This window comes from Microbacterium sp. ABRD28, from assembly GCF_003850245.1.
Classification (GTDB): domain Bacteria; phylum Actinomycetota; class Actinomycetes; order Actinomycetales; family Microbacteriaceae; genus Microbacterium.
Map to the genome: position 1 here is coordinate 1,464,394 of NZ_CP031015.1, position 26,039 is coordinate 1,490,432.

Here is a 26,039-nt window from a genome sequence, read left to right on the forward strand (position 1 = left end):
TGGCGTCTCACCGAGCCCGACCGGACCCGAAGGACGAAAGACCCGATGACATCACGGATCCTGGTTGTCGACGACGACACCGCTCTGGCAGAGATGATCGGGATCGTGCTGCGCACCGAGGGCTTCGAGACCGCGTTCTGCGCAGACGGTGCTCGCGCGGTCGACGCGTGGCGCGAGGAGCGGCCCGACCTCGTCCTGCTGGATCTGATGCTCCCCGGCATGGACGGCATCGAGGTGTGCACCCGCATCCGGGCGGAGTCCGGCATCCCGATCATCATGCTCACCGCCCGCACCGACACCGCCGACGTCGTGCGGGGGCTCGAATCCGGTGCCGACGACTACATCGTCAAGCCCTTCAATCCCAAAGAGCTCGTCGCGCGCATCCGCACCCGCCTGCGCCCGGCCTCGCAGACGACCCCCGATGTGCTGCGCATCGGCGACCTCACCGTCGATGTCTCGGCGCACGAGGTCCGGCGCGGCGACGAACCGATCGCCCTCACCCCGCTGGAGTTCGAACTGCTCGTGGCCCTCGCCTCCAAGCCCCAGCAGGTGTTCTCGCGCGAGATGCTGCTCGAGCAGGTATGGGGCTACCACTACAAGGCCGATACGCGTCTGGTGAACGTCCACGTGCAGCGCCTGCGTGCCAAGGTCGAGCGCGACCCCGACAACCCGCGCATCGTGACCACCGTCCGCGGCGTCGGCTATCGCGCGGGCGCCGTTGCGTGACGGTCTGACATGAGGGCCCCATGACGACCGGCTCGGGTCCGCGCACCGTGACGAGCGCGGCGCCGACGATCGGGACGGGCACCGGGACCACCGCGATCGGCCGTCGCATGGCGACGTGGCGAGACTGGCGCTCGTGGCCCGATCGCCTCACGAACCTCTGGCGGCGCTCTCTGCGGTTCCGCACCGTCCTCATCACCCTCGCCCTCACGGCGCTGACGATCCTCATCGCCTGCGTGTGGATGGCTCTCGCGATCCAGCACGACCTCTTCACCGCCGGCCGCGACCAGGCCACCGGCGGGGCGCTGCGGGCCACGCAGTCTGCGCAGGAGCGCCTCGACTCGGCCGAGCCGGGGAACGACCCCGTGCAGCTGCAGCTGCTGATGACGACCCTCAGCACCGATCTCGCCGAGCAGTCGGGCAGCGACCGGATCGCGATCTTCCGGATCGACCGGGCGTCTCGTATCGCGCCGCAGGACCTGGTGACCCCGGGCCTGCCGGAGGACGTGCTGAGCGAGGGTCTTCGCCAGAAGGTGCGGGCCGACGGCGACGTGCAGCAGTGGTGGCAGTCGGTGGCGCTCGAATCCGAGAACGGCGGCACCGTGCCCGGCATCGTCGTGGGCCAGCAGCTGTCGTTCCCGGTCGTCGGCGCGTACGAGGTCTACATCGCCTACGACCTCGCCGGCGAGTCGCAGATCCTCGCCTTCATCCAGGGCACCCTCTGGGTGGTCGGGGTCGGCCTGGTCATCCTCATCGGGCTCATCGCGTGGTTCGTCCTCCGCTCGGTCACCACGCCGATCGGGGAGGCCGCCGAGACCAGCGCGAAGCTCGCCCGCGGCGAACTGAACGTGCGGCTCCCGGTGCGGGGACAGGACGAGCTGGCGACCCTCGGCCAGTCCTTCAACGCGATGGCCGACAGCATCGAGTCGCAGATCAAGGAGCTCGCCGAGCTCTCCCTCGTCCAGCAGCGCTTCGTCTCCGACGTCTCGCACGAGCTGCGGACGCCGCTGACGACCATCCGGCTCGCCGCCGACATGATCAACGATCAGCGCGACTCGTTCGACCCCGCCACGGCGCGCGCCGCCGAGCTGCTGAACGCTCAGGTGCAGCGCTTCGAGACCCTCCTCACCGATCTGCTGGAGATCAGCCGCTACGACGCCGGGTCGATCCAGTTGGAGCTCGAGCCCACGAGTCTCGCGCACCTCGCGGGCGACGTCATCGAGTCGATGAGTCAGCTCGCCGAGCAGCACGGATCGGATGTCCGCCTGGTGGCTCCCGGGGGATATTCCCCGGTCGACATGGATCCCCGCCGGGTGCGGCGGATCGTCCGCAACCTCCTGGGCAACGCCATCGAGCACGGCGAGGGGCGTCCGATCGTCGTCACCGTCGACAGCGACCAGCAGGCGGTGGCGCTCGGGGTGCGCGACTTCGGGCTCGGGATGCGACCCGAGGAGGTCGAGCACGTGTTCGACCGGTTCTGGCGTGCCGACCCGTCCCGCAAGCGCACGATCGGCGGCACCGGTCTCGGCCTGTCGATCTCGCTCGGAGATGCACGCCTGCACGGCGGGGAACTCGCGGTCTGGTCGGAGCTCGGCCGGGGATCGCACTTCGTCCTCACACTGCCGCGCCTGGCGCAGGGTCTTCAGGGAGCCTCGCCCATCGCCGTCGTCCCGGGGGAGGACAACACCGCGCCGCTGGACGCCCTCGGGCTCACCCAACCGATCCAGGTGCTGTCCGAGAGTGCCGCGGGCGCGGCATCCTCCGGCGATGGCGGCCGGTCGCCGGGGGCATCGTGAAGCGCAGGGAGAGGGCCGTTCGCGCGATACGCGCCCTGGCTGTCGCCGTCGTCGCCGTTCTGGCGCTCACCGCGTGCGCGGGGCTTCCTCTCACGGGCACGGTGCAGGGCGGGCGCTCGACAGGGGAGCAGCTTCCGGGGCCCGACTTCCTGCGTCTTCCCGACCGGCCGCAGCCGGGTGCGACACCGGAGGAGATCGTCGACGGATTCCTCCGCGCGGGGGCGGGTCCGGTCAGCGACTGGGCCCGGGCGCGCGAGTTCCTCGCTCCCGCTCTTCGCGACACGTGGGATCCGACGGCCGGGGTCATCATCGAGCCCACCGGCACGACCCGCACCCCCGTGGCCGTCGGCGAGAACGCCGTCGAGGTGGCGGTCGCCCCGACGGCGACCGTGGACGCGACCGGGGTCTACGAACCGGCGACCGGCGGCACCCTGCCGCTACGGTTCGAACTGCTCCAACAGGCGGATGGCGAGTGGCGGATCAGCCAGGCTCCCGACGGCATCGTGCTCGACCGCGATTCGTTCGTCACCGCGTTCGACCGGTACACGCTCGCGTTCTTCGACCCGACCTGGGAGTACCTCGTTCCCGACGAGCGGTGGTTCCCGACGACGAATGCCCCGACACGCATCGCCGCGGCCCTCGTCGACGGTTCGCCGGTGGAGTGGCTGGCAGGATCAGTGGTCTCGGCCTTCCCCGACAGTGTGGCGCTCAGCCCGACAGCGGTCCCGGTCTCGCTGGGTGAGGCGCAGGTGAGTCTCAATGAGGCGGCGCTGACCCTCGAGCAGCTCACCCTCGACCGGATGCAGACCCAGCTCGATGAGAGCCTGGCATCGGCCGGGGTGACCCGGGTGCAGATGCGAGTGGGGTCCTCCGACGTCGATGCGGGAACGGTCGCGGTCCGCTCCACCCGCGTCGCGGCTCAGCCGCTCGTGGTCACCGCTGACGGATTCGGATTCCTCACGGGCGATGAGCTCGACCCGGTGCCGGGCCTCTCCGATGCCCTGGAGCAGGCCGCTCAGGTGGACGCGCTGCAGCTGTCGCCCGACCGGGTCTTCGCGGCCGCACGCTTCGCCGAGGACGGGTCGACGGGCCGCGTCGACGCCGACGGCGACGTGCAGGTGTTCGATCAGCGTCCCGGCCTGACCGCCCCGACGATCGATCCGTTCGGCTACGTCTGGACCGTGCCCGAAGCGACGCCGTCGGCGGTGCGGGCGTGGGTGCCGAGCGGACCGATCGAGATCGCGAACGCGTGGCCGGGCGCAGCGTCGATCTCGGCGATGGCCCTGTCGCGAGATGGGACGCGCCTGGCCGCGGCCGTGACCGTCGGAGGACGCACGACCCTCAGCGTCGCCGGCGTCATCAGGGACGGCGACGGGGTGCCGAGCGGCCTCGGCGACCCGGTCGTGCTCGGCGATCTCGAAGGCCCGGTGTCGTCGGTGGCCTGGCTCGACGACTCCTCGGTGGCCGCCCTCGTCGATGCCGGCACCGAGCCGCGCCTGCGGGAGCAGGTCGTGGGGGGCGAGGGGACGGAATCCGCGGCGCCCGTCGGGGCCGACACCCTCGCGGGTGGCAACTCCGCGTCGACGCTCCGGGTCCACACCGATCAGGGCGGACTGTTCATCCGCCGCGGCGCGAACTGGACGCAGACGGCGGAGGGCATCGCGGTGCTCGCGACCCAGCAGGGGTCGCCGCGCTGACTCCTCCCCAGGTGCGCGCGAAGCGACCTTGTCCACAGATCACGCGGCCGCGGCCAGGGTCCGCGCGTGGAGGGGTCAAGCTGGCGGCATGCCGCTCCTGACCACCGTGTCCGAGTCGCTCGCAGACGCGCTCGCCCTCGTTCTCCCGGTCGAGTGCGCCGGATGCGACGCCGAGGATCAAGCGCTTTGCGGGGGGTGCCGCCGGGCGCTCGCCCCGCGGCCGACGAAGCGTCTGCTCGGCGACGAGATCTCCGCCTACAGCGCCCTCGCCTTCGAGGGGGTTCCCGCCCGCGTCATCCGCGGCCTCAAGGAAGACGGCCGCACCGCGCTCACCCGGCCGCTCGGACGGGCGCTGCGCGCCGCGGTCCTCGCCACGGGGGTGGCCGAGGACGCCATCCTCGTTCCGGTGCCGTCGTCGCGCGCGGCACTGCGTCGGCGCGGCTTCGCGGTGGCGCCGCTGCTGATCCGACGCGCCGGCTTCCGGGCCGTCGCCCTGCTCGCGCCGGCGCGCGTGACCGCCGATCAGCGGGGGCTCGACCGCGACGCCCGGGCGCGCAACGTGGCGGGGAGCCTGCGCGTGCGCGCGCGGCGCGCAGAGCTCGTGCGCGATCGCCCGATCGTGATCGTCGACGACGTCCTCACCACCGGAGCGACCCTCCTCGAGGCCGCCCGGACACTTCGATCGGCGGGCCTCGTCGTGGTCGCCGCGGCCACGGTCGCCGCGACGCCCCGGCGCTCATCCGCAACTCACAGGTGATCGGGTGGTCGTCGTGCGTGACAGGTGTGTGCCCCGGCACTACGTTGGGGGACACACGCACACTGCCGTGTAAACAGAGGCGACTGGTGGTCCGCCCTTGTCCGGGCGGACCGGATCAAGGAGGTCTGACATGGAGAGCAGCATCGTCGGCGTAGGGGTCGGTATCACCGATCGGTTCCGCTCGGTCGTCGAGGAGAAGGCGCCCCGGATCGAACACCTCGCGCCGCGAGCCCAGCGTCTGGACGTCAAGGTCACGCACCGCACCTACCGCAACGGTCACGTCGAGGACCACACGGTGGAACTCACCGTCACGGGAAAGGGCCCGATCGTGCGGGCGGAGGCGACCGACGCCGACAAGTTCACCGCCCTCGACCTCGCGGTCGACAAGCTCTGCGAGCAGTTGCGCCGCGCGAAGGACAAGCGGGTCGATGCACGCAATCACCCGCGTGGCCCGAAGTTCGAAAAGGGCACCGGATCACTCGAGGGGATCGACGTCGAACCCGCATCCGTCGACGTGCTCCGCGCCGTCGCCACCGGCGAGGTGCCGATCGTCAACGGCGAGTCGGACGAGGAGGACTACACCCCCGTCGTCATCCGCACGAAGGAATTCGGGGCGGAGTGGATGACGGTCGAAGACGCCGTGGACCGGATGGAACTCGTCGGACACGACTTCTTCCTCTTCATCGACGTCCGCACCGACCGCCCGAGCGTGGTCTACCGCCGCAAGGGCTGGGACTACGGCGTGATCTCGCTGTCCACGCAGGCGCAGCCGGCGGAGCTGGTCTCCTGACCCCCTGACGAAACGAGCGGATGCCCCGGGCGAAGGTCAGCCCGGGGCATCCGCTCGTTCGGCGTCCTTCAGGACGGCATCAGTCGATGAAACCGTCGAGCAGGCTGCCGATCACGAGGCCGCCGAGAATGCCGCCCATCAGGCCGCTCCCACCGCTGTTGCCGCGGCCGCCTCCCCAGCCTCCGCCCCACTGGTCGGGGCCGTTCTGCGGGCGGGACGAGTCGATGTCGCGCTGCGCGAGCTGCAGGGCTTCGCTGGCCAGGTGCGCGACGCGTCGCGACATCGTCATGGCCTGCTCGCGGTGGTCCTCGTCGATGTCGATCGCCGCCGACGCGGAGGTTCCGAGGTAGCGGTCGAGGTCGACGCGGATCCGCTCGGCCTCGGCGATCCGGGTGCGGGCGTCCGCGCCGATCCATCCGCGGTGGCCGGCGATGACGTCCCGCGCCACGGCGAGCTGCCGGTCGGCGTCGTCGATGGAGTGCCGCACGTGCGCGATGTCGGGGATCGGCCGAGCCGCACGTTCGCGCGCCTTGGCGACGGCATCGTCGAGGGCGATGTTCGCCGCGCGCAGGCGCGTCAGCTGGGCGAACGGGTCGGTGTTGACGCCGGCGGCGGGAAGGGCGGCCAGTGCCGCCTGCAGCTCCCCCATCGCCTGGGCCACACCCGCGGTCTGCGGTGCGGTGCGGGCCGCGATGAGGTCGCCGCGCGAGTCCTCCACGACGGCGGCGAGGGTCGATTCCGCGCGGAGCGCCTCGACTTCGAAGGTCTCGACGGCGTCGATGAGGGTCTCTGCGCGGCGCACCGCCTCGGTGCAGGCTTCGAGGGCCAGGTTGGCCTGCTCCCGCTGGCCGGCCTCGCGACGACGCTCGGCGATGCCTGCGCTGTGCTCGGCGAACCCGAGGAGCTGCTCGGCCTCCGCCGGATTGGCCTCGATCTGGCGAAGGGCTTCGTCGGAGTAGCGGGCCCCGAGTCGGGTCACGGTCTCTCGGGCCTGGGGCAGGCGTCCGCGCAGCCGATCGGCGTCGCGCCGGACGCCGGCGATGATCTCGGGCGCCCGGCGGGCGCGGGCGATCGGCTCCGCGAGGGCCTCGGTGCGGTCATCCAGCAGTTCCTCGGCCCACTCGCACAGCTGCACGATCCGGGCGTTGCGGGTGCGCAGCTCCTCGGGGGTGTCGGGGATCTCGTCGTGGTTGAGCTGGTGGAGGTGGAACGCCTCGCTCATGTGGGTGCGCACCGACTCCAGCGCTTCGCGCAGATCGGCGGTCGGACCGGTTCCGAGCTCGGCCTCGGCGAAGGCGAGCTCGTCGGTGGTGGAACGGATGCGCTCGTCGGTGGCGACGAGGGAGGACTGCGCCCGACGGGCGAGATCGGCGTCCTGCGCCGCGAGTTCTTCGCGTTCTTTCTTGCGACTGCCCCAGAATCCGGCCATGAACCGATCCTACGGTTCCCGTTCGGGCAGGCCGCTGGAGAACGGCTGGAGAACAGCGCGGTGACGGGGAGGCTTCGCCCACGGCGTAACCGATCCCGCGGTCACGGCCGCGGAGGGCGCCCTCGGCGAGGCCTGTCGGTCGCCAGGGTCACGCCGAACGCGGGATCCGGATGCTGCGCCAGCACCGCCGCCGCGTGATCGAGCCAGCGCACCTCGGCCTCGAGCGCGTCACGTCGGGCCGTGAGGACGAGCGTGCGGCCGAGGGCACCGGCGCGCTCGGCGGCGCTCAGCTCCTCGCGCACCCGCGTCAGCTCCGCGGCGGAAGACAGGTGCTGCGTCGTCAGCACACCGTCGACGTCGACGCCCGGGAGGCTCGCGGCCAGGGCGACTTTCGCCGCGACATCCTCTCTCCCGGCGCCCCTGCGCGCGGCGGCGGCGCCGAACCACTCCGCGACGGCATCGGATCCCGCGGGGGTGATGCTCCAGTAGATGTGGCCCTGGGCGTCGGGTTCTCCTCGCATCACGAGTCCGTCGCGCTCGAGCCGCTCGAGGGTCCGGTAGATCTGTCCGACATTCATCGGCTGATCCGCGCCGGTGCGCCGCTCGTGCTCTGCGCGCAGCTGGTAGCCGTAACAGGGGCCCTGATCGAGGATCGCGAGCAGACTCTGCGGTGCCGACATCCGTCTCTCGCTTTCGCTGCAGGTGCGGCTCGAGTATATGCATACCCGGCAACATCTTTGCCGCTGCGGGCCCTCGCCCAGCCCACGCCAAGGTCACGGGTGGATAACATGGGGAGGTTCGCCCGACAGTATGGAGATTTCGTGGCCAATCCTCTCGAGAAACTGCTCCGCGCCGGCGAGGGCCGGATCCTGCGGCAGCTGCAGCGGATCGTGAAGGCGGTGAACGCGCTCGAAGAGGATTACGCGCAGCTGACCGACGAGGAGCTGCGCGGCGAGACCGCCGAACTGCGCGCCCGTCACGAGGCCGGCGAGACGCTGGACCAGCTGCTGCCCGAGGCCTTCGCCGCCGTGCGCGAAGCGGCCAAGCGCACGCTCGGTCAGCGGCACTACGACGTGCAGATCATGGGCGGCGCCGCCCTGCACCTCGGCAACATCGCCGAGATGAAGACCGGTGAGGGCAAGACGCTCGTGGCGACACTGCCCGCGTACCTCAACGCGATCGCCGGCAAGGGCGTCCACGTCATCACCGTCAACGACTTCCTCGCCAGCTACCAGTCCGAGCTCATGGGCCGCATCTTCCGGGCTCTCGGCATGACGACCGGCACGATCGTCTCGGGGCAGAACCCGCAGGTGCGCCGCGAGCAGTACAACGCCGACATCACGTACGGCACGAACAACGAGTTCGGCTTCGACTACCTGCGCGACAACATGGCGTGGCGCAAGGAAGACCTCGTCCAGCGCGGGCACTTCTTCGCCATCGTCGACGAGGTCGACTCGATCCTCATCGACGAGGCGCGCACTCCGCTCATCATCTCGGGTCCGTCCTCCGGCGAGGCCAACCGCTGGTTCACCGAGTTCGCCAAGATCGCACGGACGCTCGAACCCGGCGTCGACTACGAGATCGACGAGAAGAAGCGCACCGTCGGCGTGCTCGAGCCCGGCATCGAGAAGGTCGAGGACTACCTCGGCATCGACAACCTCTACGAGTCGGCCAACACTCCGCTGATCTCGTTCCTGAACAACTCCATCAAGGCGCTGGCCCTCTTCAAGCGCGACACCGATTACGTCGTCATGAACGACGAGGTCATGATCGTCGACGAGCACACCGGCCGCATCCTCGTCGGTCGTCGCTATAACGAGGGCATCCACCAGGCGATCGAGGCCAAGGAGGGCGTGCCGGTCAAGGCGGAGAACCAGACCCTCGCCACGGTGACGCTGCAGAACTACTTCCGCCTCTACGACAAGCTCTCGGGTATGACCGGCACCGCCGAGACCGAGGCCGCCGAGTTCATGTCGACCTACAAGCTCGGCGTCGTCCCCATCCCCACGAACAAGCCGATGGTCCGAAAAGACCAGTCCGACCTCGTCTACAAGAACGAGGAGGCGAAGTTCGCGCAGGTCGTCGAGGACATCGTCGAGCGTCACGCCAAGGGTCAGCCGGTGCTGGTCGGAACCGTCAGCGTCGAGAAGAGCGAGTACCTCTCCCGGCTTCTGGCCAAGAAGGGCGTCAAGCACGAGGTGCTCAACGCAAAGAACCACGCCCGTGAGGCCGAGATCGTCGCCCGCGCCGGGCGCCTGGGCGCCGTCACCGTCGCGACGAACATGGCCGGCCGCGGCACCGACATCATGCTCGGCGGGAACGCGGAGTTCCTCGCCGTGCAGGAGATGAAGGCCAAGGGCCTGGACTCGCTCGAGACCCCCGATGAGTACGAGGCGGAGTGGGACGGCGTCTACGAGGCCGTGCGCGAGCGCGTCTCGGAGGAGGCGGCGAAGGTCGTGGAGACCGGTGGCCTGTACGTGCTCGGCACCGAGCGGCACGAGTCCCGCCGCATCGACAACCAGCTGCGAGGTCGGTCGGGCCGCCAGGGCGACCCCGGCGAGAGCCGCTTCTACCTCTCGCTCACCGACGACCTCATGCGACTGTTCCAGTCGGGGGCGGCCGAGGCGATCATGGCACGGACCAACTTCCCCGACGACGTCGCGATCGAGTCGGGCATGGTCTCTCGCGCCATCAAGAGCGCCCAGTCGCAGGTCGAGGCGCGAAACGCCGAGATCCGAAAGAACGTGCTCAAGTACGACGACGTGCTGAACCGGCAGCGCGAGGCGATCTACGCCGACCGCCGCCACATCCTGCAGGGCGATGACATCGCCGACCGGGTGCAGCACTTCATCGAGGACGCGATCAACGCCGTCATCGACGACCACACCTCGTCGGGTCACACCGAGAGCTGGGACTTCGACGCCCTGTGGACCGAGCTGAAGACCCTCTACCCCGTGAGCGTCACGATCGACGAGGTCGTCGCCGAGGCCGGCAACAAGGGCCGCATCACTCCCGAGGTGCTCAAGCGCGAGCTGCTCTCCGACGCCAAGATCGCCTACGACAACCGCGAGGAGTCGCTCGGATCCCCGGCGATGCGTGAACTCGAGCGCCGCGTCGTGCTGCAGGTGCTCGACCGCCGTTGGCGCGACCACCTCTACGAGATGGACTACCTCAAGGACGGCATCGGCCTGCGGGCGATGGCCCAGCGCGACCCGCTGATCGAGTATCAGCGCGAGGGCTACCAGATGTTCCAGGCGATGATGGGCCAGATCAAGGAGGAGTCTGTCGGCTACCTCTACAACCTGGACGTCGAGGTGCGGCGTGCCGGCGAGGGCGACCAGCCCGCCGAGGTCGAGGCCAAGGGCCTGGGCGCGGTGCCCGTCGAGGGCGAGCGGCTGCAGTACTCCGCGGCCAACGACGCCGGTGAGGTCGAGGTGCGCAACGACCGCGGTCAGGTGCAGCAGGCCGCGACCAACCGCATCCGTCAGGCCGCGGCCGCGGCCGCGGCCACCGCCGTCGCCGAGCCGCCCCAGGCCGAAGCGCCCCGCGGCGCCTTCGGGCAGCGGACCGGAGCCGACGCCGGCGGCGGACAGAGTGCCGCCCCGCAGAATCGTGCGGAGCGTCGCGCGGCGGGTAAGAAGCGCTGAGGTCCGCGGCGGTCCACGGGCCGGCGATTGGACGGCTGCGGCCGTCGGTGACGGCCGATCCGCCGCCGCTATCCTGAACCGATGACGCTCCTTCGCCCGCTCGACCAATCGCGCAAGCTCCGCGACGTTCTCTACGAGATCCGCGGTCAGGCACTGGTGGAGGCTCAGCGGCTGGAGGCCGAGGGTCACAACATCCTGAAGCTGAACACCGGCAACCCCGCGGCGTTCGGGTTCGAGGCGCCCTATCAGATCGTCCGCGACATGATCGATGCGGTGCCCCATGCCCACGGGTACAGCGACAGCCGCGGCATCATGTCCGCGCGGCTCGCGGTGGTGTACCGGTACGAGCAGACGCCCGGGTTCCCGCAGGTCGACCCCGACGACGTCTACCTCGGCAACGGTGTGTCCGAGCTCATCACGATGACCATGCAGTCGCTCCTCGACGAGGGCGACGAGGTGCTCATCCCCGCGCCCGACTACCCGCTGTGGACCGCGATGACGAGCCTCGGCGGCGGCACGCCGGTGCACTATCGCTGCGACGAGTCAGCGGGGTGGCAACCCGACCTCGAAGACATCCGCTCCAAGATCACCGAGCGTACGAAGGCGATCGTGGTGATCAACCCCAACAACCCCACCGGAGCGGTGTACACCCGCGAGGTGCTCGAGGGCATCGCCGACATCGCCCGAGAGCATTCGCTGCTGCTCCTGGCCGACGAGATCTACGACCGCATCGTCTTCGACGGCGCCGAGCACATCCCGATGGCCGCCGTCGCCCCCGATCTGCTGTGCCTCACCTTCAACGGGCTGAGCAAGACCTACCGGGTCGCGGGCTACCGGTCAGGATGGCTCGTGATCACCGGGCCGAAGGATCACGCCGCGGGCTTCCTCGAGGGCATCACCCTGCTCGCCTCGACGAGGCTCTGCCCCAACGTCCCCGCACAGCACGCCGTGCAGGCTGCGCTCTCGGGCATCCAGTCGATCGACGCGCTCATCGCGCCGACCGGCCGGCTGCACGAACAGCGGGATGCGGCCTGGGAGGGGCTGGAGGCCATTCCCGGGGTGACCTGCGTTCGGCCGGCGGGTGCGCTGTACGCCTTCCCGCGGTTCGATCCCGAGGTGTACGAGATCCGCGACGACGCGAAGCTCGTCTACGACTTCCTCGTCGCCGAGCACGTGCTCCTCGTGCAGGGGACGGGCTTCAACTGGCCGACGCCCGATCACGTGCGCATCGTCACGCTGCCCGAGGCACGGGTGCTCAGCGAGGCGATCGAGCGGCTCGGCAACTTCCTGGCGTCGTACCGCCAGTAGACCCACGACTTGCTCAGCGACCTGCGGGTCAGAGCAGGGCGAGCGAGGTCGTGCGCCAGCGACCGTCCATGCCCTCCAGTCGCACTGCCACGGCCCGGGTGCGGGCCGGGCCCGCGACCACCACGACGCCCTCGATGATGCCGTCGGCGGGGGAGGAGTGCCGGATGCTGAGGATCTGGTGCACCGGCCGCTTGGCCGGCACCCCGCGGGCGCTCCGGGCGCGGGCGGCGAGGTTGGCCCGCGTGAGGAGCTTGCGATACGCATCCTCCGTCAGCCAGCGCGCGAGCTGCTCCACCTCCCGCACCCCGGCGAAGACCTCGAGGACGCCGCGGGTGAGGTTCTCGATGAAGACCTGCGGATCCGGAAGCGCTTCGGTCGAGGTGCGCTGCGGTGCGAAGTACTCCGAAAGCTCTCGCGCACCCGTGGGTGGTTTGGGTGCGCGGGCCGGTGCCGGCGGCGTCGGTGCCATCTCTCGCCAATCTCGTCAGGACATCGGTTGCCGAAAAGTAGAACACACGGGCAACTCTCAGAAAGAGCCCGGAAAGCCCCTGGGGATAAGTTCTCATCGACTCCTCACGTTCTGCTCTACTCTCTCGGGGTGCGATGGGACCGCTTCTTCGACGACCTCGAAGACCAGCTCGCCTCCGAATGGGAGGCTGAGCGGGCCGCCCTCGACACCGAGGCCGAGCGCCTGCGGCTGTCCCGCCTCGAGATGCGTCAGCGTCTGACTGCGCTGCAGGCGTCGACGTCCGACGTCGCGGCTTCGTGGGAGCTGAGCGACGGTTCGACCTTGCGTGCGGACCTCGCCGGCGTCGGTGCCGACTGGGTGGCGTTGAGCGAGACAGGTCGGCGGGCCGGCGTCATCCTCGTTCCCCTCTTCGCGATCGTGGGGATCCGGATGAGCCAGCCCGACCTCCTCCGCACCGCTCGCGCCGACTCCGTCGCCTCCTCGAGCCTCGCCGGTCGGATGACGTTCGGCTTCGTCGTGCGTGATCTCGTGCGACGCCGCGCAGCGGTGGCGCTCCAGCTGTCATCCGGCCGAGGCTTGACGGGGACGATCGACCGGGCCGGAGCCGACCACCTCGACATCGCCCTCCACGAGCCCGGTTCGCCGCGGCGGACGGGGGAGGTGACGGGGTACCGGATGGTGCCCTTCTCTGCGCTGGCATGGCTCCGAGCCGAGGAGGGGGTCAGCGTCCTCTGACGCCTTCGGACGCCGTCAGTCGGGGTTGCGGACGAAACCGGTACCCCACAGCTCCGGGAAGCTGGCTTCCTGGGACTGATGCCAGAGGGCGATCCGCCGGGCCTCCTCGGCCTGATCGTCGAGGTAGTCGGTCACGCTCTTCTCCTCCACGCGCCAGCGGGCGGGGGATCCGACCCGCGCTCCGCGGAGTCGGCGCTCATGGACGAGCGCGATCACCTCGTCCACCGAGACGCCCAGCACTTCGGCGACCTGGGCGGGCGCCAGCATGCGCACGTCGGCGGACGGGGATTCGGGCATGACCCCCATTATCGTCGCGGGCCTGCGCGGGCCGAGGAGCCCGCGCGGCGCTGTGGATAACGCCCGGCTGTGGATAACGCGCCGGCCCGTTCCTCGGCCTGAGCGAACATGGCCTCATGACCGCTGTGGATACCGGCCGCCGCCACCGCGCCTTCTGGGCCGACGCACGCTTCCTCCTCGGCATCCTGCTCATCGTGGCCTCGGTGGCCGGCGTCTGGTTCGTCGTTTCGGCGGCGCGGCAGACGGTACCCGTCGTCGTCGCCGCCCGCACGATCGTGTCGGGCGAGGTCGTCTCGACCGATGATGTGCGGGTCGAAGAGGTGGCTCTCGGCGCGATCGAGGGGTCGTACCTTGATCCCACGTCCTGGGAAGGCTCGCTGGAGGAGGGGATGGTGGCCTCCCGCACCATCGCCTCCGACGAACTGGTGCCGCGCAGCGCCGTCGAGTCCGCCGACGCGGTGCGCACCACCACCGTCGTCCTCCGCAGCTCCGTCGACGTCCCGGCGGCGGTCGAGGCGGGATCGGTGGTGGAGGTGTGGGCCGCTCCGCTCGTGGAACCGGGCACCTACGATGTGCCGCGGATCCTCGTGGCAGATGCCACGGTGGCCTCCGTCGCGCGCGACGATTCGATGATCGGCGGGGGCGCCGCGGCCCTGGAGATCGTCATCCCCCGGGCAGACGTCGCCGTCGTGCTCGCGGCCATGTCCGACGAGTCCGCCCTCTCGGTCGTGCCGGCCGTCGGAGGCGCACGATGAAGGTGCTCGTCGCCGTCGATGAACCGCGCGGGGCGGATCTCGCCGACCAGCTCGCGGCGGAGGACATCGAGGTCGTGGCGGTCGTCGCCGCCGATGCGTTGGCCCTCGCCGGGGAGGATGCCGCCTACGGCAGCGATGCCCGCATCACCGCGGTGGCGCTCCGCGAGGTGGAGGCGGTCATCCTGCAGGCCGATCGGCGGACCATGACCGCTGCCGCGGTGGCGCTCTGCGATCGTCAGGGCGTCCGCATCGTGGCGTTGTGCGCGCGGGACGCCGACCGGCCCCTCGTCGACGCGTACGGAGTGTCGTCGATCCTGACGCTGACCGACCCCGGCTGGCGGATCGCCGAGGCGCTCACCATGGCCGGCCTGACACGCGGCAGCGCCTCTGCCTCGGCCGCCGCCGACGAACCGGGCGCGGAGCCCGGGCGTCCGTCGCCCCGAGTCATCGCCGTGTGGGGTCCCGCCGGGTCGCCGGGTCGATCCACGGTCGCCGTCGAGCTCGCGCTCGAACTGGCCCGCGGCGGACGACGCGTCGCCCTCGTGGATGCCGACGCGCACGCCCCCGCTCTCGCTCTCGCCCTGGGTCTCGCCGACGAAGGACCCGGCTTCGCCGCGGCCTGTCGTCACGCGGGGCGCGGCGAGCTGACCACCGCCGAACTCGAACGCATCAGCACCCCGCTGGGTCAGACCGGCGTGCGCGTTCTCACCGGGATCAACCGCCCGTCGCGGTGGCCCGAGCTCTCGCACGCCCGCGTGGCGGCTGCGCTGGAGGCCTGCCGCAGCTGGGTGGAGTTCACCGTCGTCGACGTCTCGTCGTCGCTCGAGCGCGACGAAGAGATCGTCAGCGACCTCGACGGGCCGCGCCGCAATGCCGCGACGCTTGCGGCGCTCGACGTCGCCGACCAGGTCGTCGCGGTCGCGGCGGCAGACCCCGTCGGTATCGCCCGTTTCCTCCGCGGCTACACCGAACTGCGCGCGACCGTCGGGTCGACTCCCGTCGCCGTGCTCGCGAACCGCCTTCGGCCGGGAGCCCTCGGCATCGACGCGCGGGGCCAGGTGCGCCGCACCCTCGACCGGTTCGCCGGCATCCGCGACGTGTGGTTCGTCCCCTACGACGCCCGCTCCGCCGATGCGGCCCTCCTCGCCGGGCGACCCATCGCCGAGGTCGCGCCGCGCTCGCCGTTCGCGGCGGCGATGCGACGGTTCGTGGGCGAGACCCTCGCGCCGCCGGCACCCGGCGTTTCGCGGCGCGAGCAGCGCGAGAGGAGCATCCGCCCGGCTCGCGGCAGACGTGAACGCGCCGTGCGCGGAGACGACCGGGCTTCCGAGCGGCCGCATGACCACCGGGCGCAGCGCCGCGGAGCGGTCGCCGTCCCGAAAGCGCGCTGAGCTCGCGCATCCGTCCCCGCACCGGATGGCACCGCCACCGCGCATAGGCTGGGAGCCGTGTCGACGCTCAGTGATCTCGTGTACGCGCAGGGCCGCTCCCGGTCGGAGGAGGTCGAGTGGCTCCACCGCCTCGCGGGCGACGGGCAGCTCTTGGCCGACCTGGCCTTCGCCGACATCGTGATCTGGGTGCCCACCGCCGACGATTCGTTCGTCGCGGTGGCGCACACGAGGCCCAGCGGCGCGGCGACGCTGTTCTACCGCGACATCGTCAGCGACCGGGTCCGCCCCCAGTGGGCGACCCAGGTGCGCGATGCCTTCGTCTCGGGCCGCATCGTCGACTCCGCCTCACCGGACTGGTTCGAAGAGACGCCCACCCGCGTGCGGGCCGTACCGATCGTGCGTCGAAGCGGAGAGACGGTCGAGACGGTCGGCGTGCTCACCCGCCACACCAACCTCGGCGAGACACGCACACCGTCCAGGCAGCAGATCACCTTCAACGACTGCGCCGACGATCTGTTCGGCATGATCGCCTCGGGCGAGTTCCCCGACCTGTCGACGCCCACCGCGCCGCGGCGCGGCGCGCCCCGCGCGTCGGACGGGCTCATCCGCATCGACCCCGCGGGCGTCGTCACCTTCGCCAGCCCCAACGCGCTGTCGGCCTTCAACCGGATGGGCTTCGACGACGAGCTCGAGGGCGAGTCGCTGGTGGAGGTCACCACCCGCATCCTCACGACGCGACGCGAGTTCGACGAGTCGCTGCCCCTGGTGGTGACCGGGCGGGCACCGTGGCGCGCCGACATCGAGGCGCAGGGGGTCACGGTGTCGCTGCGGACCATCCCGCTCCGCGATCGCGGCACGCGCATCGGCGCGATCGTGCTGTGCCGCGACGTCACCGAGCTCCGCCATCAGGAGCAGGAGCTCATCACCAAGGACGCCACGATCCGCGAGATCCACCACCGGGTGAAGAACAACCTGCAGACGGTGGCTTCGCTGCTGCGGATCCAGGCGCGGCGCTCGCATTCCGATGAGGCGCGCGAGGCGCTCACGCAGGCCATGCGCCGGGTGTCGGCGATCGCGGTCGTCCACGACACCCTGTCGGAGGGACTCACCCAGAGCGTGGACTTCGACGACGTGTTCGCACGCGTGCTGAAGCTCGTCGCCGAGGTCGCCGCCGCCGCGCCCAACACCCGCGCGCGCACGCGCTCGACCGGTCGGTTCGGCACTCTGCCGAGCGCGTACGCGACCCCGCTCGCCCTCGCGCTGACCGAGCTCGTCACCAACGCGGTCGAGCACGGACTGGCGGGACGGGAGGGCGACGTGGAGATCCTCGCCGACCGCACCGATGAGCGGCTCGAAGTGCGGGTCCGCGACAACGGCGTGGGGCTGCCCGAGGGTCTGGTCGGGCGCGGGCTCGGGACGCAGATCGTGCGCACGCTCATCCAGGGCGAACTCGGGGGCACGATCGACTGGCACACGCTGGTCGGCAGCGGCACCGAGGTCACGATCGAGATCCCCCTGCGCTACATCGAGCGGATGCAGGGCTGAGTCGTCGCGGGCGTTCCGTGACCCGTCACGGAACGTCCTTTCCCGGCGCGTGCAGGCGCCTTTCTTGACGAGTCGCGGGGAATGGACTCCTCGGACGGGTCGCGGGGAACGCAATTCTCGGACGTGAGGCCCCGGCCGAACCCGGCCGCGGAGGGGCGCGCGTCAGCTCGCGCGACGGGCGCGCGCGGCGCGGCGCTTCAGGGCGCGACGCTCATCTTCGGACAGTCCGCCCCAGACGCCGGAGTCCTGGCCGCTCTCGAGGGCGTACTGCAGGCACGTCTCGGTGACGGTGCACCGGGCGCAGACCGACTTCGCCTTCTCGATCTGGTCGACGGCAGGCCCGGTGTTCCCGACGGGGAAGAACAGCTCGGGGTCGACGGTGAGGCAGGCGGCCTTGTCGCGCCAATCCATGGTGGTGCTCCTTGATGCAGAATGGTGGGGGGAAATGGTATGTCCCGAAACCGGGGCCGATACCCTGTGGGAGTGCGAGCGGTTGCTCGCCCCACGTCGCTGTGGGAGCACACGGCTTGTTCAATGCTCGCATAGCACATGAAGGGAATCAAGAGTCGACGTCTCGGTTTCGGCCAGGTTTCCTTCCGCCCCCCGGAACGAGAGAGGTTCATGCGCGACATCATCGCCCACCGGATCGCCGGATTCCTGTTGGCTCTCGAGGGCATCGGGCTGCTGATCCTCGTCGGGTGGCAGGTGGTCGCGCTGGTGGGCGGCGACACCGGCATCCTGACGACCGCGCTCGCTCTCCTCGTGCTCACCGTCGCCGGTGCAGCGATCGTCCTCGCCTTCGCCGCGGCCACCTGGCGACGGGTGTCGTGGGGGCGATCGGGAGGGATCGTCACTCAGCTGCTCATCCTCGCCGTCGCGCTGGGGGCGGCGACGGGCGCCTACGCGCAGCCGTTCTCGGCGCTGCTGCTCGCGGCGCCGGCCCTGGTGGTCCTCGCCACCCTCATCTGGGCGACGCGCACCTCGGCGCCTCGAGAAGCCTCCGACGAGGACGCGGGCACCGAGGCCTGACCCGGCGCGACCTCAGGCGGCGAGGCCCAGGATGCTCCGCACCCGGGCGACGTGGCCGGTGGCCTTGACGTTGTAGAGGGCGTGCGCGATGCGTCCGTCGGCGTCGATCACGAAGGTCGAGCGGATGACGCCCTGGACCGTCTTGCCGTAGTTGGTCTTCTCGCCCCACGCGCCATAGGCGTCGTGCACCGCGTGATCGGGATCGCTGAGGAGCGGGTAGGTCAGACCGTCGCGCTCGCGGAACTTCTGGAGCGTCGCCGGGTCATCGCGGGAGATGCCGAGCACGGCGTAGCCGGCGGCCTGGAGCGGGGCGAGCGAGTCGCGGAAGTCGCATGCCTCGGTGGTGCAGCCGGGTGTCATCGCGGCGGGGTAGAAGAAGAGCACCACACCGGTGCCGCGGAAGTCGGCGAGCGAGACCCGCGTGGAGTCCTGGTCGTCGAGGGTGAAATCGGGGGCGGGGTCTCCGGGTTCCAGACGCGTCATAACTCCAGCCTAGGGCGAGCGGGATGCCGCGTCGCGGCACGATCGCCACGGTCGGCGAAGGTCGAGAGAAGCCGCTGCAGCGAGTCGAGCCGCGCAGGTCCGGTCGGACCCAACCGCCCCTCCGCGGCTGCCTCGACGAGGGCGCAGTCCGGGGCGTCGGGCAGGTGCGTGCATCCCCGCGGGCAGTCCTCGGCGACCTCGGCGAGCTCGGTGAAGGCGCGCAGGATGTTCGCGGGATCGACGTGACCGAGACCGAAGGAGCGGACGCCGGGGGTGTCGATCACCCACCCCGATCCCGACGCCCCGCGGTAGCGCAGCGACACCGTCGAGCTGGAGGTGTGACGCCCACGGCCGGTGACCTCGTTGACATGTCCGGTGGCCCGGCGCGCGTCGGGGACGAGGGCGTTCACCAGGGTCGACTTGCCGACGCCGGAGTGCCCCACGAACACCGTGGCGTGCCCCGCGAGTGACGCGCCGATGCGCTCGACCGGCATCTCACCCCGCGCGCTGGTGAACACGTCGAGCTCGAGTCCCTCGAAGTGGCTGAGGAAGTCGGCGGGGTCGGCGAGGTCGGTCTTGGTCACGACGAGGAGCGGGCGGATCCCGGCGTCCAACGCCGCGACCAGGTACCGGTCGACCAGCCGTTCCCGCGGCTCGGGATCCGCCGCCGCGACGACGACGAGCATCTGGTCGGCGTTGGCCACGATGACCCGCTCGACCTGATCGGTGTCGTCGGCACTGCGGCGAAGGAGCGAGGAGCGCTCTTCGATGCCGACGATCCGCGCGAGGGTGCCCTCGTCGCCGGAGGTGTCGCCCACGAGCCGCGCGCGGTCGCCCGTGACGATGGCGACCTTCCGCAGCTCACGTGCCCGCATCGCGATGATCTCGTGCTCGTCGTCGCCGTCCTCATCGACGAGGACGGCGTACCGACCCCGGTCGACACCGAGAACGCGACCGATCTGAGCGTCGGCGTGCGCCGGGCGGCGCTTGGTCCGCGGACGGTTGGCTTTCGGATTCGGCCGGACGCGCACATCGGCCTCGTCGAAGTCGAGGTCGTCGTCATCGTCGGTGTCGTCCAGCCAGCTCACGGCGGGGTCATCCCTCCGCGGCTGCGCCCGGGGCGCCGGACAGCATCCCCCGCCACAGCTGCGGGAACTGGGGCATGGTCTTCGCGGTCGTGCCGATGTCGTCCACCGCCACCCCCTTCACACGCAGGCCGATGAGGGCACCGGTGGTGGCGAGGCGATGATCGTGGTGGGCGCGCCAGAGGCCGCCCTGCAGCGGCCGGGGAACGATGCGGATGCCGTCGTCGAGTTCGTGCGCCTCGCCGCCCAGAGCACGGAGGTTGTCCACGAGCGCCGCGATGCGATCGGTCTCGTGCCCGCGGATGTGTCCGATGCCGTACAGGGTCGTCGGCGCATCCGCGAAGGCCGCGAGGGCGAACAGGGTCGGGGTCAGCTCGCCCGCGGCGGAGAGGTCGAGGTCGACGCCCGCGATGGCGTCGCCGGCGGTGACGGTCAGTGCGCCGCCTCGGCGCACCACGCGCGCACCCATGAGGGACAGGATGTCGCTGAGCATGGCCCCGGGCTGGGTGGAGTGCAGCGGCCAGCCGGTCACCGACACCGATCCGCCCGCGATCATGGCCGCGGCCAGGAACGGGGCGGCATTGGAGAGGTCGGGTTCGATGGCGACATCCTTCGCCCGGATGGGCCCCGCGGGCACGACCCACTCGCCGGGCGCGGGTCGCTCGACGTGGACGCCTCTGCGGGCGAGGGCCTCGACCGTCATGTCGATGTGCGGGATGCTCGGGAGCCGACCCCCGGAGTGGATGAGGTGCAGGCCCACGTCGAAGCGCGGAGCGGCCAGGAGCAGTCCCGAGACGAACTGGCTGGACGCGCTGGCGTCCATCGTCACCTCGCCGCCGCGCACGTGCCCGCGACCCCGCACGAGGAAGGGGAGCGACCAGTGGCCCCCGTCATCGATGTCCACACCGACGTCGCGGAGGGCCCGGATCATCGCCCCCATGGGGCGGTGGAGCGCCGTCTCGTGGGCGGTGACCTCGACATCGTTGTCGGCGAAGCCCGCGACGGGGCTGATGAACCGCATCACGGTGCCGGCCTGGCCGCAGTCCACGGCGCCGCCCCCGTGCAGCGGCCAGGTGGGGGTGATGACCAGGTCATCTCCGAAGTCGCCGTCGCCGGGTTCCTTCTCGACGGAGACCCCGAGCGCCCGCAGGGCATCGATCATCCGCGCCGAGTCGTCGCTGTGCAGCGGGGCGGTCAGCCGGCTGGGGCCGTCGGCGAGGGCGGCGAGGACGAGTTCGCGGTTGGTCAGCGATTTCGACCCCGGCACCGTGACGACGGCACGCAACGGCGCCTCCGTCGTCGGGGCAGCCCACGCGCGGACGTCGGAGTCGGGGGAATACCCGGGCGGTGTCATCGGGTTCTACCCTAACGAACCACCGAGAGGAGCCGGGATGATCGCCACGCTCGAACGGCCTGATGCACAGGCTGTCGAGGAGGTCGCCGCCGTAGACTGGCGCGTGATGTCTGACCAGCCAGCCTCCGTCGAGGACACGCGTACGCAGTTCGAGCAGCAGGCGCTGCCGTTCATGGACCAGCTGTACGCCGCGGCGATGCGGATGACGCGCAACCCGGCCGACGCAGCCGACCTCGTCCAGGAGACGTTCGTCAAGGCGTTCGCGTCGTGGAAGAGCTTCACCCAGGGCACGAACCTGAAGGCGTGGCTGTACCGGATCCTCACCAACACCTACATCAACACCTACCGGAAGAAGCAGCGCGAGCCCTTCCAGGGGGCGATCGACGAGCTGGAGGACTGGCAGCTCGGCGGAGCCGAATCCACGACGGCGATCAGCACGCGCTCGGCCGAGGCCGAGGCGATCGATCACATGCCGGCGTCGGTGGTGAAGGACGCCCTGCAGGCGATTCCCGAGGACTTCCGGTTGGCGGTCTACCTCGCCGATGTCGAGGGCTTCGCCTATCAGGAGATCGCCGACATCATGAAAACCCCCATCGGCACGGTCATGAGCCGCCTGCACCGAGGCAGGCGGATGCTGCGTGACCTGCTGGCCGATTACGCGAAGGAGCGCGGCATCGACACCGCCGCGACGGGAGCAAAGAAATGACGGACTGCGGCTGCGAGAAGGCACGGCGCGACCTCGAGGAGTACCTCCGCAACGAGGTGTGCAAGACCGAGCACAACGACATCACCGAGCACCTGGACAACTGCCCCGGATGCCGCGACGAGGCGTTGGTCGCCCGGACGCTCACCGAGGTCGTGGCCCGGGCGTGCAAGGAGACGGCTCCCGAGGAGCTGCGCGACCAGATCCTGGCGCGGCTGCGCGCCGTTCAGGCCACGCACTGACCCCGCTCCGACCCGGCTCCCCGTCGGTGACGGCGGCCGGGTCGCACGGCGTCAGAAGCTCAGAGCAGCCCGCATGATCTCCGCCTGTTCGGCGGCGTGCACCTTCGGCGATCCGGTCGCCGTCGAGGCCATCGCGGGGCGCGAGATCAGTTCGATGTCGCGACCGTCGAGGTGCTTGCTCAGCTCGAGGGCGATGAACGGCCACGCGCCCTGGTTCTCGGGCTCGTCCTGGACCCACACGAGGTCGGCGCCGGGGTAGTTCGCCAGCACGCGGTGCAGCGCCTCGACCGGGGACGGGTAGAACTGCTCCAGGCGCACCAGGGCGATCCGCGGGTCGGGCTTCTTGTCGAGCTCGGCCCGCAGGTCCCAGTGGAGCTTGCCCGAGTGCAGCAGCACCCGCTCCACCTTCGAGGCGTCGATGCCGCGATCGTCGTCGAGCACCGGCTCGAACCGGCCGGTGAGGAAGTCCTCGACCTTGCTGGTCGCTCCGCGCAGACGCAGCATCGCCTTCGGTGTGAAGACGATCAGCGGCCGGCGCGGACGCGCGTAGGCCTGGCGACGTAGCAGGTGGAAGTACGATGCCGGGGTCGACGGGCGCGCGACGATCATGTTGTCCTGCGCACACATCTGCAGGTACCGCTCGATGCGCGCCGACGAGTGGTCGGGCCCCTGACCCTCGTACCCGTGGGGGAGGAGCAGCGTGACGCTGGACTGCTGTCCCCACTTCTGCTCGGCCGAGGAGATGAACTCGTCGATCACCGACTGGGCGCCGTTGGCGAAGTCTCCGAACTGCGCCTCCCAGAGCACCAGAGCGTCGGGACGCTCGACCGAGTAGCCGTACTCGAAGGCCATCGCCGCGTATTCGCTGAGCAGGGAGTCGTAGACCCAGAACCGTCCCTGGTTGTCGGCGAGGTTCGCCAGCGGAATCCACTCCTGGCCGTTCTGACGGTCGTGCAGCACCGAGTGGCGCTGGACGAACGTGCCGCGGCGCGAGTCCTGTCCTGCCAGACGCACCGAGGTGCCCTCGACCAGCAGCGAGCCGAAGGCGAGCAGCTCGGCGAAGCCCCAGTCGATGTTGCCGTTGCGGCTCATGTCCAGGCGCTTGTCCAGCAGCTGCTGGAGCTTGCCGTGCACCGTGAAGCCCTCGGGCTTGTTGACGAAGGCGTCGCCGATGAGGTGCACCATGTCGCGCGAGACACCCGTGGTGTCGAGCTCGCCCGCGGGCGTGGCCCCCGCGTCCTCAGCGTCCGGACCGACGGTGGGTGAGGACCCGGTCTCTGCCGCGTGCGTCTCGGCGAAGGCGATCTCGAGACGGTTCTGGAAGTCGCGCTTGGCCTGCTCGTACTCTTCCTCGGTGATGTCGCCGCGACCGACGAGCGCCTCGGTGTAGAGGCGTCGCACCGAGCGCTTGGCCTCGATGAGGTTCGTCATCAGCGGCTGCGTCATCGAGGGGTCGTCGCCCTCGTTGTGGCCTCGGCGGCGGTAGCAGACGAGATCGATCACGACGTCGCGGTGGAACTTCTCGCGGTAGGCGAAGGCCAGCTGCGCCACGCGGACGACAGCCTCGGGGTCGTCGCCGTTGACGTGGAAGATCGGTGCCTGGATCGTCTTGGCGACGTCGGTGGCGTACACCGAGGTGCGGGCGTCGGTGGGCATCGTGGTGAAGCCGACCTGGTTGTTGACCACGATGTGCACGGTGCCGCCCGTGCGGTAACCGCGCAACTGCGACATCTGAAGGGTCTCGACCACCACACCCTGGCCGGCGAAGGCCGCGTCGCCGTGGATGAGCACCGGCAGCCAGGAGAAGGTGCCGACGGGCTTGCGGTCCTGCCGGGCCCGCACGATGCCCTCGAGCACGCCGTCGACGGTCTCGAGGTGGGAGGGGTTGGCCGCGAGGTAGACCGGCAGCTCACTGCCGTCGTCGGCGACGAAGGTGCCCTCGGTGCCGAGGTGGTACTTCACGTCGCCCGAGCCGCGCTTGGACCCCACGGCGACCGAGCCCTCGAACTCGCGGAACACCTGTCCGTAGGTCTTGCCGCCGATGTTGGTGAGGACGTTCAGGCGGCCGCGGTGGGCCATGCCGATCGCCGCGCCGTCCAAGCCCGCCTGCGCGGCGCCCTGCAGCACCTCGTCCAGCAGCGGGATGAGGGACTCGCCGCCCTCGAGGCTGAAGCGCTTCTGGCCGACGTACTTCGTCTGCAGGAAGGTCTCGAAGGCCTCGGCCTGGTTCAGCTTCGACAGGATGCGCAGCTGCTCGTCGTGGCCGGGCTTGGTGTACTTGACCTCGACGTTCTGCTGGAACCACAGTCGCTGCGCCGGGTCCTGGATGTGCATGTACTCCAGGCCGATGGTGCGGCAGTACGAGTCGCGCAGCACACCGAGGATCTCACGGAGCTTCATGAGGCGCTTGCCGCCGAAGCCGCCGGTGACGAACTCGCGATCGAGGTCCCAGAACGTGAGGCCGTGCTGCTCGATCTCGAGATCGGGGTGGGTGCGCTGGACGTACTCGAGCGGGTCGATGTCGGCCATGAGGTGCCCGCGTACGCGGAAGGAGTTGATGAGCTCCTGCACGCGAGCGGTCTTGTCGACGCGCTCGGCGATGTCGACGTTGATGTCGCTGGCCCAGTGGATGGGGGCGTAGGGGATGCGCAGTGCGGCGAAGATGTCGTCGTAGAACCCGCGCTTGCCGATGAGGAGCTCGTGGATGATCTTCAGGAACTCGCCCGAGCCGGCGCCCTGGATGACGCGGTGGTCGTAGGTGCTGGTGAGGGTGATCGTCTTGCCGATCGCCATCTCGTTGAGCGTCTTCTCGCTGGCACCCTGGAACTCGGCCGGGTAGTCCAGCGCGCCCGCGCCGACGATGCAGCCCTGCCCCTTCATCAGGCGCGGTACCGAATGGACGGTGCCGATACCGCCGGGGTTGGTCAACGAGATCGTGGTGCCCTGGAAATCGGCCGCGGTGAGCTTGTTGCCCCGGGCGCGGGTGACCAGGTCCTCGTACGAGGCGAGGTACTCGCCGAAGGTGAGGCTCTCGGCCCGCTTGATGCTCGGAACCAGGAGCGACCGTGTGCCGTCGGGCTTGGGGAGGTCGATCGCGATGCCGAGGTTGATGTGGGCGGGAGCTACCACGGAGGGCTTGCCGTCCACCTCGGCGTAGAAGACGTTCTGGCTGGGGAACGCCTTCAGCGCCTGGATCATGGCCCAGCCGATGAGGTGGGTGAAGCTCACCTTGCCGCCACGAGTGCGCGACATGTGGTTGTTGATGACGATGCGGTTGTCGATCATCAGCTTCGCCGGAACGGTGCGCACGCTCGTCGCGGTGGGCACGGTCAGCGACTGGTCCATGTTCGCTGCGAGGGTCTTGGTCATGCCCTTGAGGACGGTGACCTTGTCCTCGTCGGCCTGCTCCGGTGCGGCCGACGGGGTGGCCTTGGGGGCCTGCGCCGGGATCGGCTGCGGGGCCGCGGGCTTCGCGGTGGTCCGGGCGACCGGCTGGACGCCGATCACGGGCACCGGTGCGGTGATCGGGTGGGCGTCGTTCGCGGGGGCGGACGCGGGGGATGCCGCGGGTGCGGCGTTCCCCGCGGGCGGCGCGTCCGTCGCGGCGGCGCCGGCGTCATCCGAGGTCTCACCGTCCACTTCGACGGGGTGGTAGGCCTCGAGGATCGGCCACCACTCCTTGTCCACGGAGTTCTTGTCGACCTTGTACTGCTCGTAGAGTTCGTCGACCAGCCATTCGTTGGCCCCGAACTCTCCCTCGCTCGACACCCCGACGCCGGTCACCTGGCTCGACACGCTCGATCG

23 protein-coding genes are annotated in these 26,039 nt (G+C 70.4%); 14 read left to right on the top strand and 9 right to left on the bottom strand.

All coding sequences use genetic code 11. From position 1 onward, the window contains the following. Nucleotides 1-45: 45 nt before the first annotated feature. The 5 genes from mtrA (at nt 46) to hpf (ending at nt 5,763) form a co-directional block, all read left to right on the top strand. Nucleotides 46-726: an MtrAB system response regulator MtrA gene (gene mtrA, locus DT073_RS07080; protein ID WP_124292751.1), complete on the top strand. Its 681-nt coding sequence runs from the start codon at nt 46-48 to the stop codon at nt 724-726. A gap of 20 nt (nt 727-746) precedes the next feature. Continuing rightward, complete coding sequence (mtrB, locus tag DT073_RS07085) at nt 747-2,519, top strand: MtrAB system histidine kinase MtrB (RefSeq protein ID WP_442927890.1); 1,773 nt, start codon at nt 747-749, stop codon at nt 2,517-2,519. Beyond that, a complete protein-coding gene (locus DT073_RS07090) occupies nt 2,516-4,216 on the top strand; it encodes an LpqB family beta-propeller domain-containing protein (protein WP_124292752.1) in 1,701 nt (566 codons plus the stop codon). Before mtrB ends, DT073_RS07090 begins: the two co-directional genes overlap by 4 nt. 88 nt (nt 4,217-4,304) lie before the next feature. Next, on the top strand, nt 4,305-4,973 hold the full coding sequence (locus tag DT073_RS07095; RefSeq protein WP_124292753.1) for a ComF family protein: 669 nt from the start codon (nt 4,305-4,307) through the stop codon (nt 4,971-4,973). A gap of 130 nt (nt 4,974-5,103) precedes the next feature. After that, nucleotides 5,104-5,763 (top strand): ribosome hibernation-promoting factor, HPF/YfiA family, encoded by a 660-nt coding sequence (gene hpf, locus DT073_RS07100; protein WP_124292754.1) that lies wholly within the window; start codon nt 5,104-5,106, stop codon nt 5,761-5,763. A gap of 79 nt (nt 5,764-5,842) precedes the next feature. Here the strand turns inward: hpf and DT073_RS07105 are convergent, their stop codons facing one another. Together DT073_RS07105 and DT073_RS07110 are read right to left on the bottom strand one after the other, a co-directional pair. Further along, nucleotides 5,843-7,192: a hypothetical protein gene (locus DT073_RS07105; protein WP_124292755.1), complete on the bottom strand. Its 1,350-nt coding sequence runs from the start codon at nt 7,190-7,192 to the stop codon at nt 5,843-5,845. A 101-nt stretch (nt 7,193-7,293) separates the two neighbouring features. Continuing rightward, nucleotides 7,294-7,872: a PadR family transcriptional regulator gene (locus DT073_RS07110; RefSeq protein WP_124292756.1), complete on the bottom strand. Its 579-nt coding sequence runs from the start codon at nt 7,870-7,872 to the stop codon at nt 7,294-7,296. 141 nt (nt 7,873-8,013) lie between these two features. Between DT073_RS07110 and secA the strand changes: the two genes are divergently transcribed. Then, nucleotides 8,014-10,839, top strand: a complete 2,826-nt coding sequence (gene secA, locus DT073_RS07115; protein WP_124292757.1) for a preprotein translocase subunit SecA — start codon at nt 8,014-8,016, stop codon at nt 10,837-10,839. Between the two features lie 81 nt (nt 10,840-10,920). After that, nucleotides 10,921-12,147, top strand: a complete 1,227-nt coding sequence (locus DT073_RS07120; RefSeq protein ID WP_124292758.1) for a pyridoxal phosphate-dependent aminotransferase — start codon at nt 10,921-10,923, stop codon at nt 12,145-12,147. Between the two features lie 28 nt (nt 12,148-12,175). Here DT073_RS07120 and DT073_RS07125 read toward each other — a convergent pair whose 3' ends face one another. After that, nucleotides 12,176-12,616, bottom strand: a complete 441-nt coding sequence (locus tag DT073_RS07125; protein ID WP_124292759.1) for an Rv3235 family protein — start codon at nt 12,614-12,616, stop codon at nt 12,176-12,178. A 129-nt stretch (nt 12,617-12,745) separates the two neighbouring features. Here DT073_RS07125 and DT073_RS07130 point away from each other — a divergent pair, with 129 nt between their 5' ends. After that, complete coding sequence (locus tag DT073_RS07130; RefSeq protein ID WP_124292760.1) at nt 12,746-13,351, top strand: hypothetical protein; 606 nt, start codon at nt 12,746-12,748, stop codon at nt 13,349-13,351. A 15-nt stretch (nt 13,352-13,366) separates the two neighbouring features. Here the strand turns inward: DT073_RS07130 and DT073_RS07135 are convergent, their stop codons facing one another. Beyond that, nucleotides 13,367-13,648 (bottom strand): helix-turn-helix domain-containing protein, encoded by a 282-nt coding sequence (locus tag DT073_RS07135; RefSeq protein ID WP_200829948.1) that lies wholly within the window; start codon nt 13,646-13,648, stop codon nt 13,367-13,369. 116 nt (nt 13,649-13,764) lie between these two features. On the opposite strand from DT073_RS07135, the gene DT073_RS07140 reads away from it, so the two are divergent. From DT073_RS07140 to DT073_RS07150, 3 genes are read left to right on the top strand one after another with little or no spacing between them, the layout of a single operon-like run. Next, nucleotides 13,765-14,403: a flagella basal body P-ring formation protein FlgA gene (locus tag DT073_RS07140; RefSeq protein ID WP_124292761.1), complete on the top strand. Its 639-nt coding sequence runs from the start codon at nt 13,765-13,767 to the stop codon at nt 14,401-14,403. Further along, nucleotides 14,400-15,794 (top strand): CpaE/TadZ family protein, encoded by a 1,395-nt coding sequence (locus tag DT073_RS07145; RefSeq protein WP_124292762.1) that lies wholly within the window; start codon nt 14,400-14,402, stop codon nt 15,792-15,794. Before DT073_RS07140 ends, DT073_RS07145 begins: the two co-directional genes overlap by 4 nt. Nucleotides 15,795-15,851: 57 nt before the next feature. Then, nucleotides 15,852-17,339 (top strand): sensor histidine kinase, encoded by a 1,488-nt coding sequence (locus tag DT073_RS07150; RefSeq protein ID WP_124292763.1) that lies wholly within the window; start codon nt 15,852-15,854, stop codon nt 17,337-17,339. A 162-nt stretch (nt 17,340-17,501) separates the two neighbouring features. On the opposite strand, the gene DT073_RS07155 is transcribed toward DT073_RS07150, so the two are convergent. After that, on the bottom strand, nt 17,502-17,750 hold the full coding sequence (locus DT073_RS07155) for a WhiB family transcriptional regulator (protein WP_124292764.1): 249 nt from the start codon (nt 17,748-17,750) through the stop codon (nt 17,502-17,504). A 210-nt stretch (nt 17,751-17,960) separates the two neighbouring features. Between DT073_RS07155 and DT073_RS07160 the strand changes: the two genes are divergently transcribed. Continuing rightward, complete coding sequence (locus DT073_RS07160; RefSeq protein WP_124292765.1) at nt 17,961-18,368, top strand: histidine kinase; 408 nt, start codon at nt 17,961-17,963, stop codon at nt 18,366-18,368. A gap of 12 nt (nt 18,369-18,380) precedes the next feature. On the opposite strand, the gene bcp is transcribed toward DT073_RS07160, so the two are convergent. The 3 genes from bcp to aroA are packed head-to-tail and all read right to left on the bottom strand — an operon-like array spanning nt 18,381 to nt 21,290. Continuing rightward, on the bottom strand, nt 18,381-18,851 hold the full coding sequence (bcp, locus tag DT073_RS07165) for a thioredoxin-dependent thiol peroxidase (protein WP_124292766.1): 471 nt from the start codon (nt 18,849-18,851) through the stop codon (nt 18,381-18,383). Continuing rightward, nucleotides 18,848-19,939, bottom strand: a complete 1,092-nt coding sequence (gene rsgA, locus DT073_RS07170; RefSeq protein WP_124292767.1) for a ribosome small subunit-dependent GTPase A — start codon at nt 19,937-19,939, stop codon at nt 18,848-18,850. The genes bcp and rsgA overlap by 4 nt, the downstream gene beginning before the upstream one ends. A gap of 7 nt (nt 19,940-19,946) precedes the next feature. Next, complete coding sequence (gene aroA / locus DT073_RS07175; protein ID WP_124292768.1) at nt 19,947-21,290, bottom strand: 3-phosphoshikimate 1-carboxyvinyltransferase; 1,344 nt, start codon at nt 21,288-21,290, stop codon at nt 19,947-19,949. Between the two features lie 37 nt (nt 21,291-21,327). Here aroA and DT073_RS07180 point away from each other — a divergent pair, with 37 nt between their 5' ends. Both DT073_RS07180 and DT073_RS07185 read left to right on the top strand, forming a co-directional pair. Then, the gene (locus DT073_RS07180) at nt 21,328-21,996 is read left to right on the top strand and encodes a sigma-70 family RNA polymerase sigma factor (protein WP_124292769.1); all 669 of its coding nucleotides are present in this window, start codon (nt 21,328-21,330) and stop codon (nt 21,994-21,996) included. Continuing rightward, the gene (locus tag DT073_RS07185; protein ID WP_124292770.1) at nt 21,993-22,235 is read left to right on the top strand and encodes a zf-HC2 domain-containing protein; all 243 of its coding nucleotides are present in this window, start codon (nt 21,993-21,995) and stop codon (nt 22,233-22,235) included. Before DT073_RS07180 ends, DT073_RS07185 begins: the two co-directional genes overlap by 4 nt. Before the next feature lie 51 nt (nt 22,236-22,286). On the opposite strand, the gene DT073_RS07190 is transcribed toward DT073_RS07185, so the two are convergent. Next, a complete protein-coding gene (locus DT073_RS07190; protein ID WP_124292771.1) occupies nt 22,287-26,030 on the bottom strand; it encodes a multifunctional oxoglutarate decarboxylase/oxoglutarate dehydrogenase thiamine pyrophosphate-binding subunit/dihydrolipoyllysine-residue succinyltransferase subunit in 3,744 nt (1,247 codons plus the stop codon). Between the last annotated feature and the right edge of the window lie 9 nt (nt 26,031-26,039).

Excerpts from the sequence above, each read along its gene's own strand:
- mtrA (WP_124292751.1), top strand. The coding sequence starts at position 46 with ATGACATCACGGATCCTGGTTGTCGACGACGACACCGCTCTGGCAGAG.
- mtrB (WP_442927890.1), top strand. The coding sequence starts at position 747 with ATGACGACCGGCTCGGGTCCGCGCACCGTGACGAGCGCGGCGCCGACG.
- DT073_RS07095 (WP_124292753.1), top strand. The coding sequence starts at position 4,305 with ATGCCGCTCCTGACCACCGTGTCCGAGTCGCTCGCAGACGCGCTCGCC.
- hpf (WP_124292754.1), top strand. The coding sequence starts at position 5,104 with ATGGAGAGCAGCATCGTCGGCGTAGGGGTCGGTATCACCGATCGGTTC.
- DT073_RS07105 (WP_124292755.1), bottom strand. The coding sequence starts at position 7,192 with ATGGCCGGATTCTGGGGCAGTCGCAAGAAAGAACGCGAAGAACTCGCG.
- DT073_RS07110 (WP_124292756.1), bottom strand. The coding sequence starts at position 7,872 with ATGTCGGCACCGCAGAGTCTGCTCGCGATCCTCGATCAGGGCCCCTGT.
- DT073_RS07120 (WP_124292758.1), top strand. The coding sequence starts at position 10,921 with ATGACGCTCCTTCGCCCGCTCGACCAATCGCGCAAGCTCCGCGACGTT.
- DT073_RS07125 (WP_124292759.1), bottom strand. The coding sequence starts at position 12,616 with ATGGCACCGACGCCGCCGGCACCGGCCCGCGCACCCAAACCACCCACG.
- DT073_RS07135 (WP_200829948.1), bottom strand. The coding sequence starts at position 13,648 with ATGCCCGAATCCCCGTCCGCCGACGTGCGCATGCTGGCGCCCGCCCAG.
- DT073_RS07140 (WP_124292761.1), top strand. The coding sequence starts at position 13,765 with ATGACCGCTGTGGATACCGGCCGCCGCCACCGCGCCTTCTGGGCCGAC.
- DT073_RS07145 (WP_124292762.1), top strand. The coding sequence starts at position 14,400 with ATGAAGGTGCTCGTCGCCGTCGATGAACCGCGCGGGGCGGATCTCGCC.
- DT073_RS07155 (WP_124292764.1), bottom strand. The coding sequence starts at position 17,750 with ATGGATTGGCGCGACAAGGCCGCCTGCCTCACCGTCGACCCCGAGCTG.
- DT073_RS07160 (WP_124292765.1), top strand. The coding sequence starts at position 17,961 with ATGCGCGACATCATCGCCCACCGGATCGCCGGATTCCTGTTGGCTCTC.
- bcp (WP_124292766.1), bottom strand. The coding sequence starts at position 18,851 with ATGACGCGTCTGGAACCCGGAGACCCCGCCCCCGATTTCACCCTCGAC.
- aroA (WP_124292768.1), bottom strand. The coding sequence starts at position 21,290 with ATGACACCGCCCGGGTATTCCCCCGACTCCGACGTCCGCGCGTGGGCT.
- DT073_RS07180 (WP_124292769.1), top strand. The coding sequence starts at position 21,328 with ATGATCGCCACGCTCGAACGGCCTGATGCACAGGCTGTCGAGGAGGTC.
- DT073_RS07185 (WP_124292770.1), top strand. The coding sequence starts at position 21,993 with ATGACGGACTGCGGCTGCGAGAAGGCACGGCGCGACCTCGAGGAGTAC.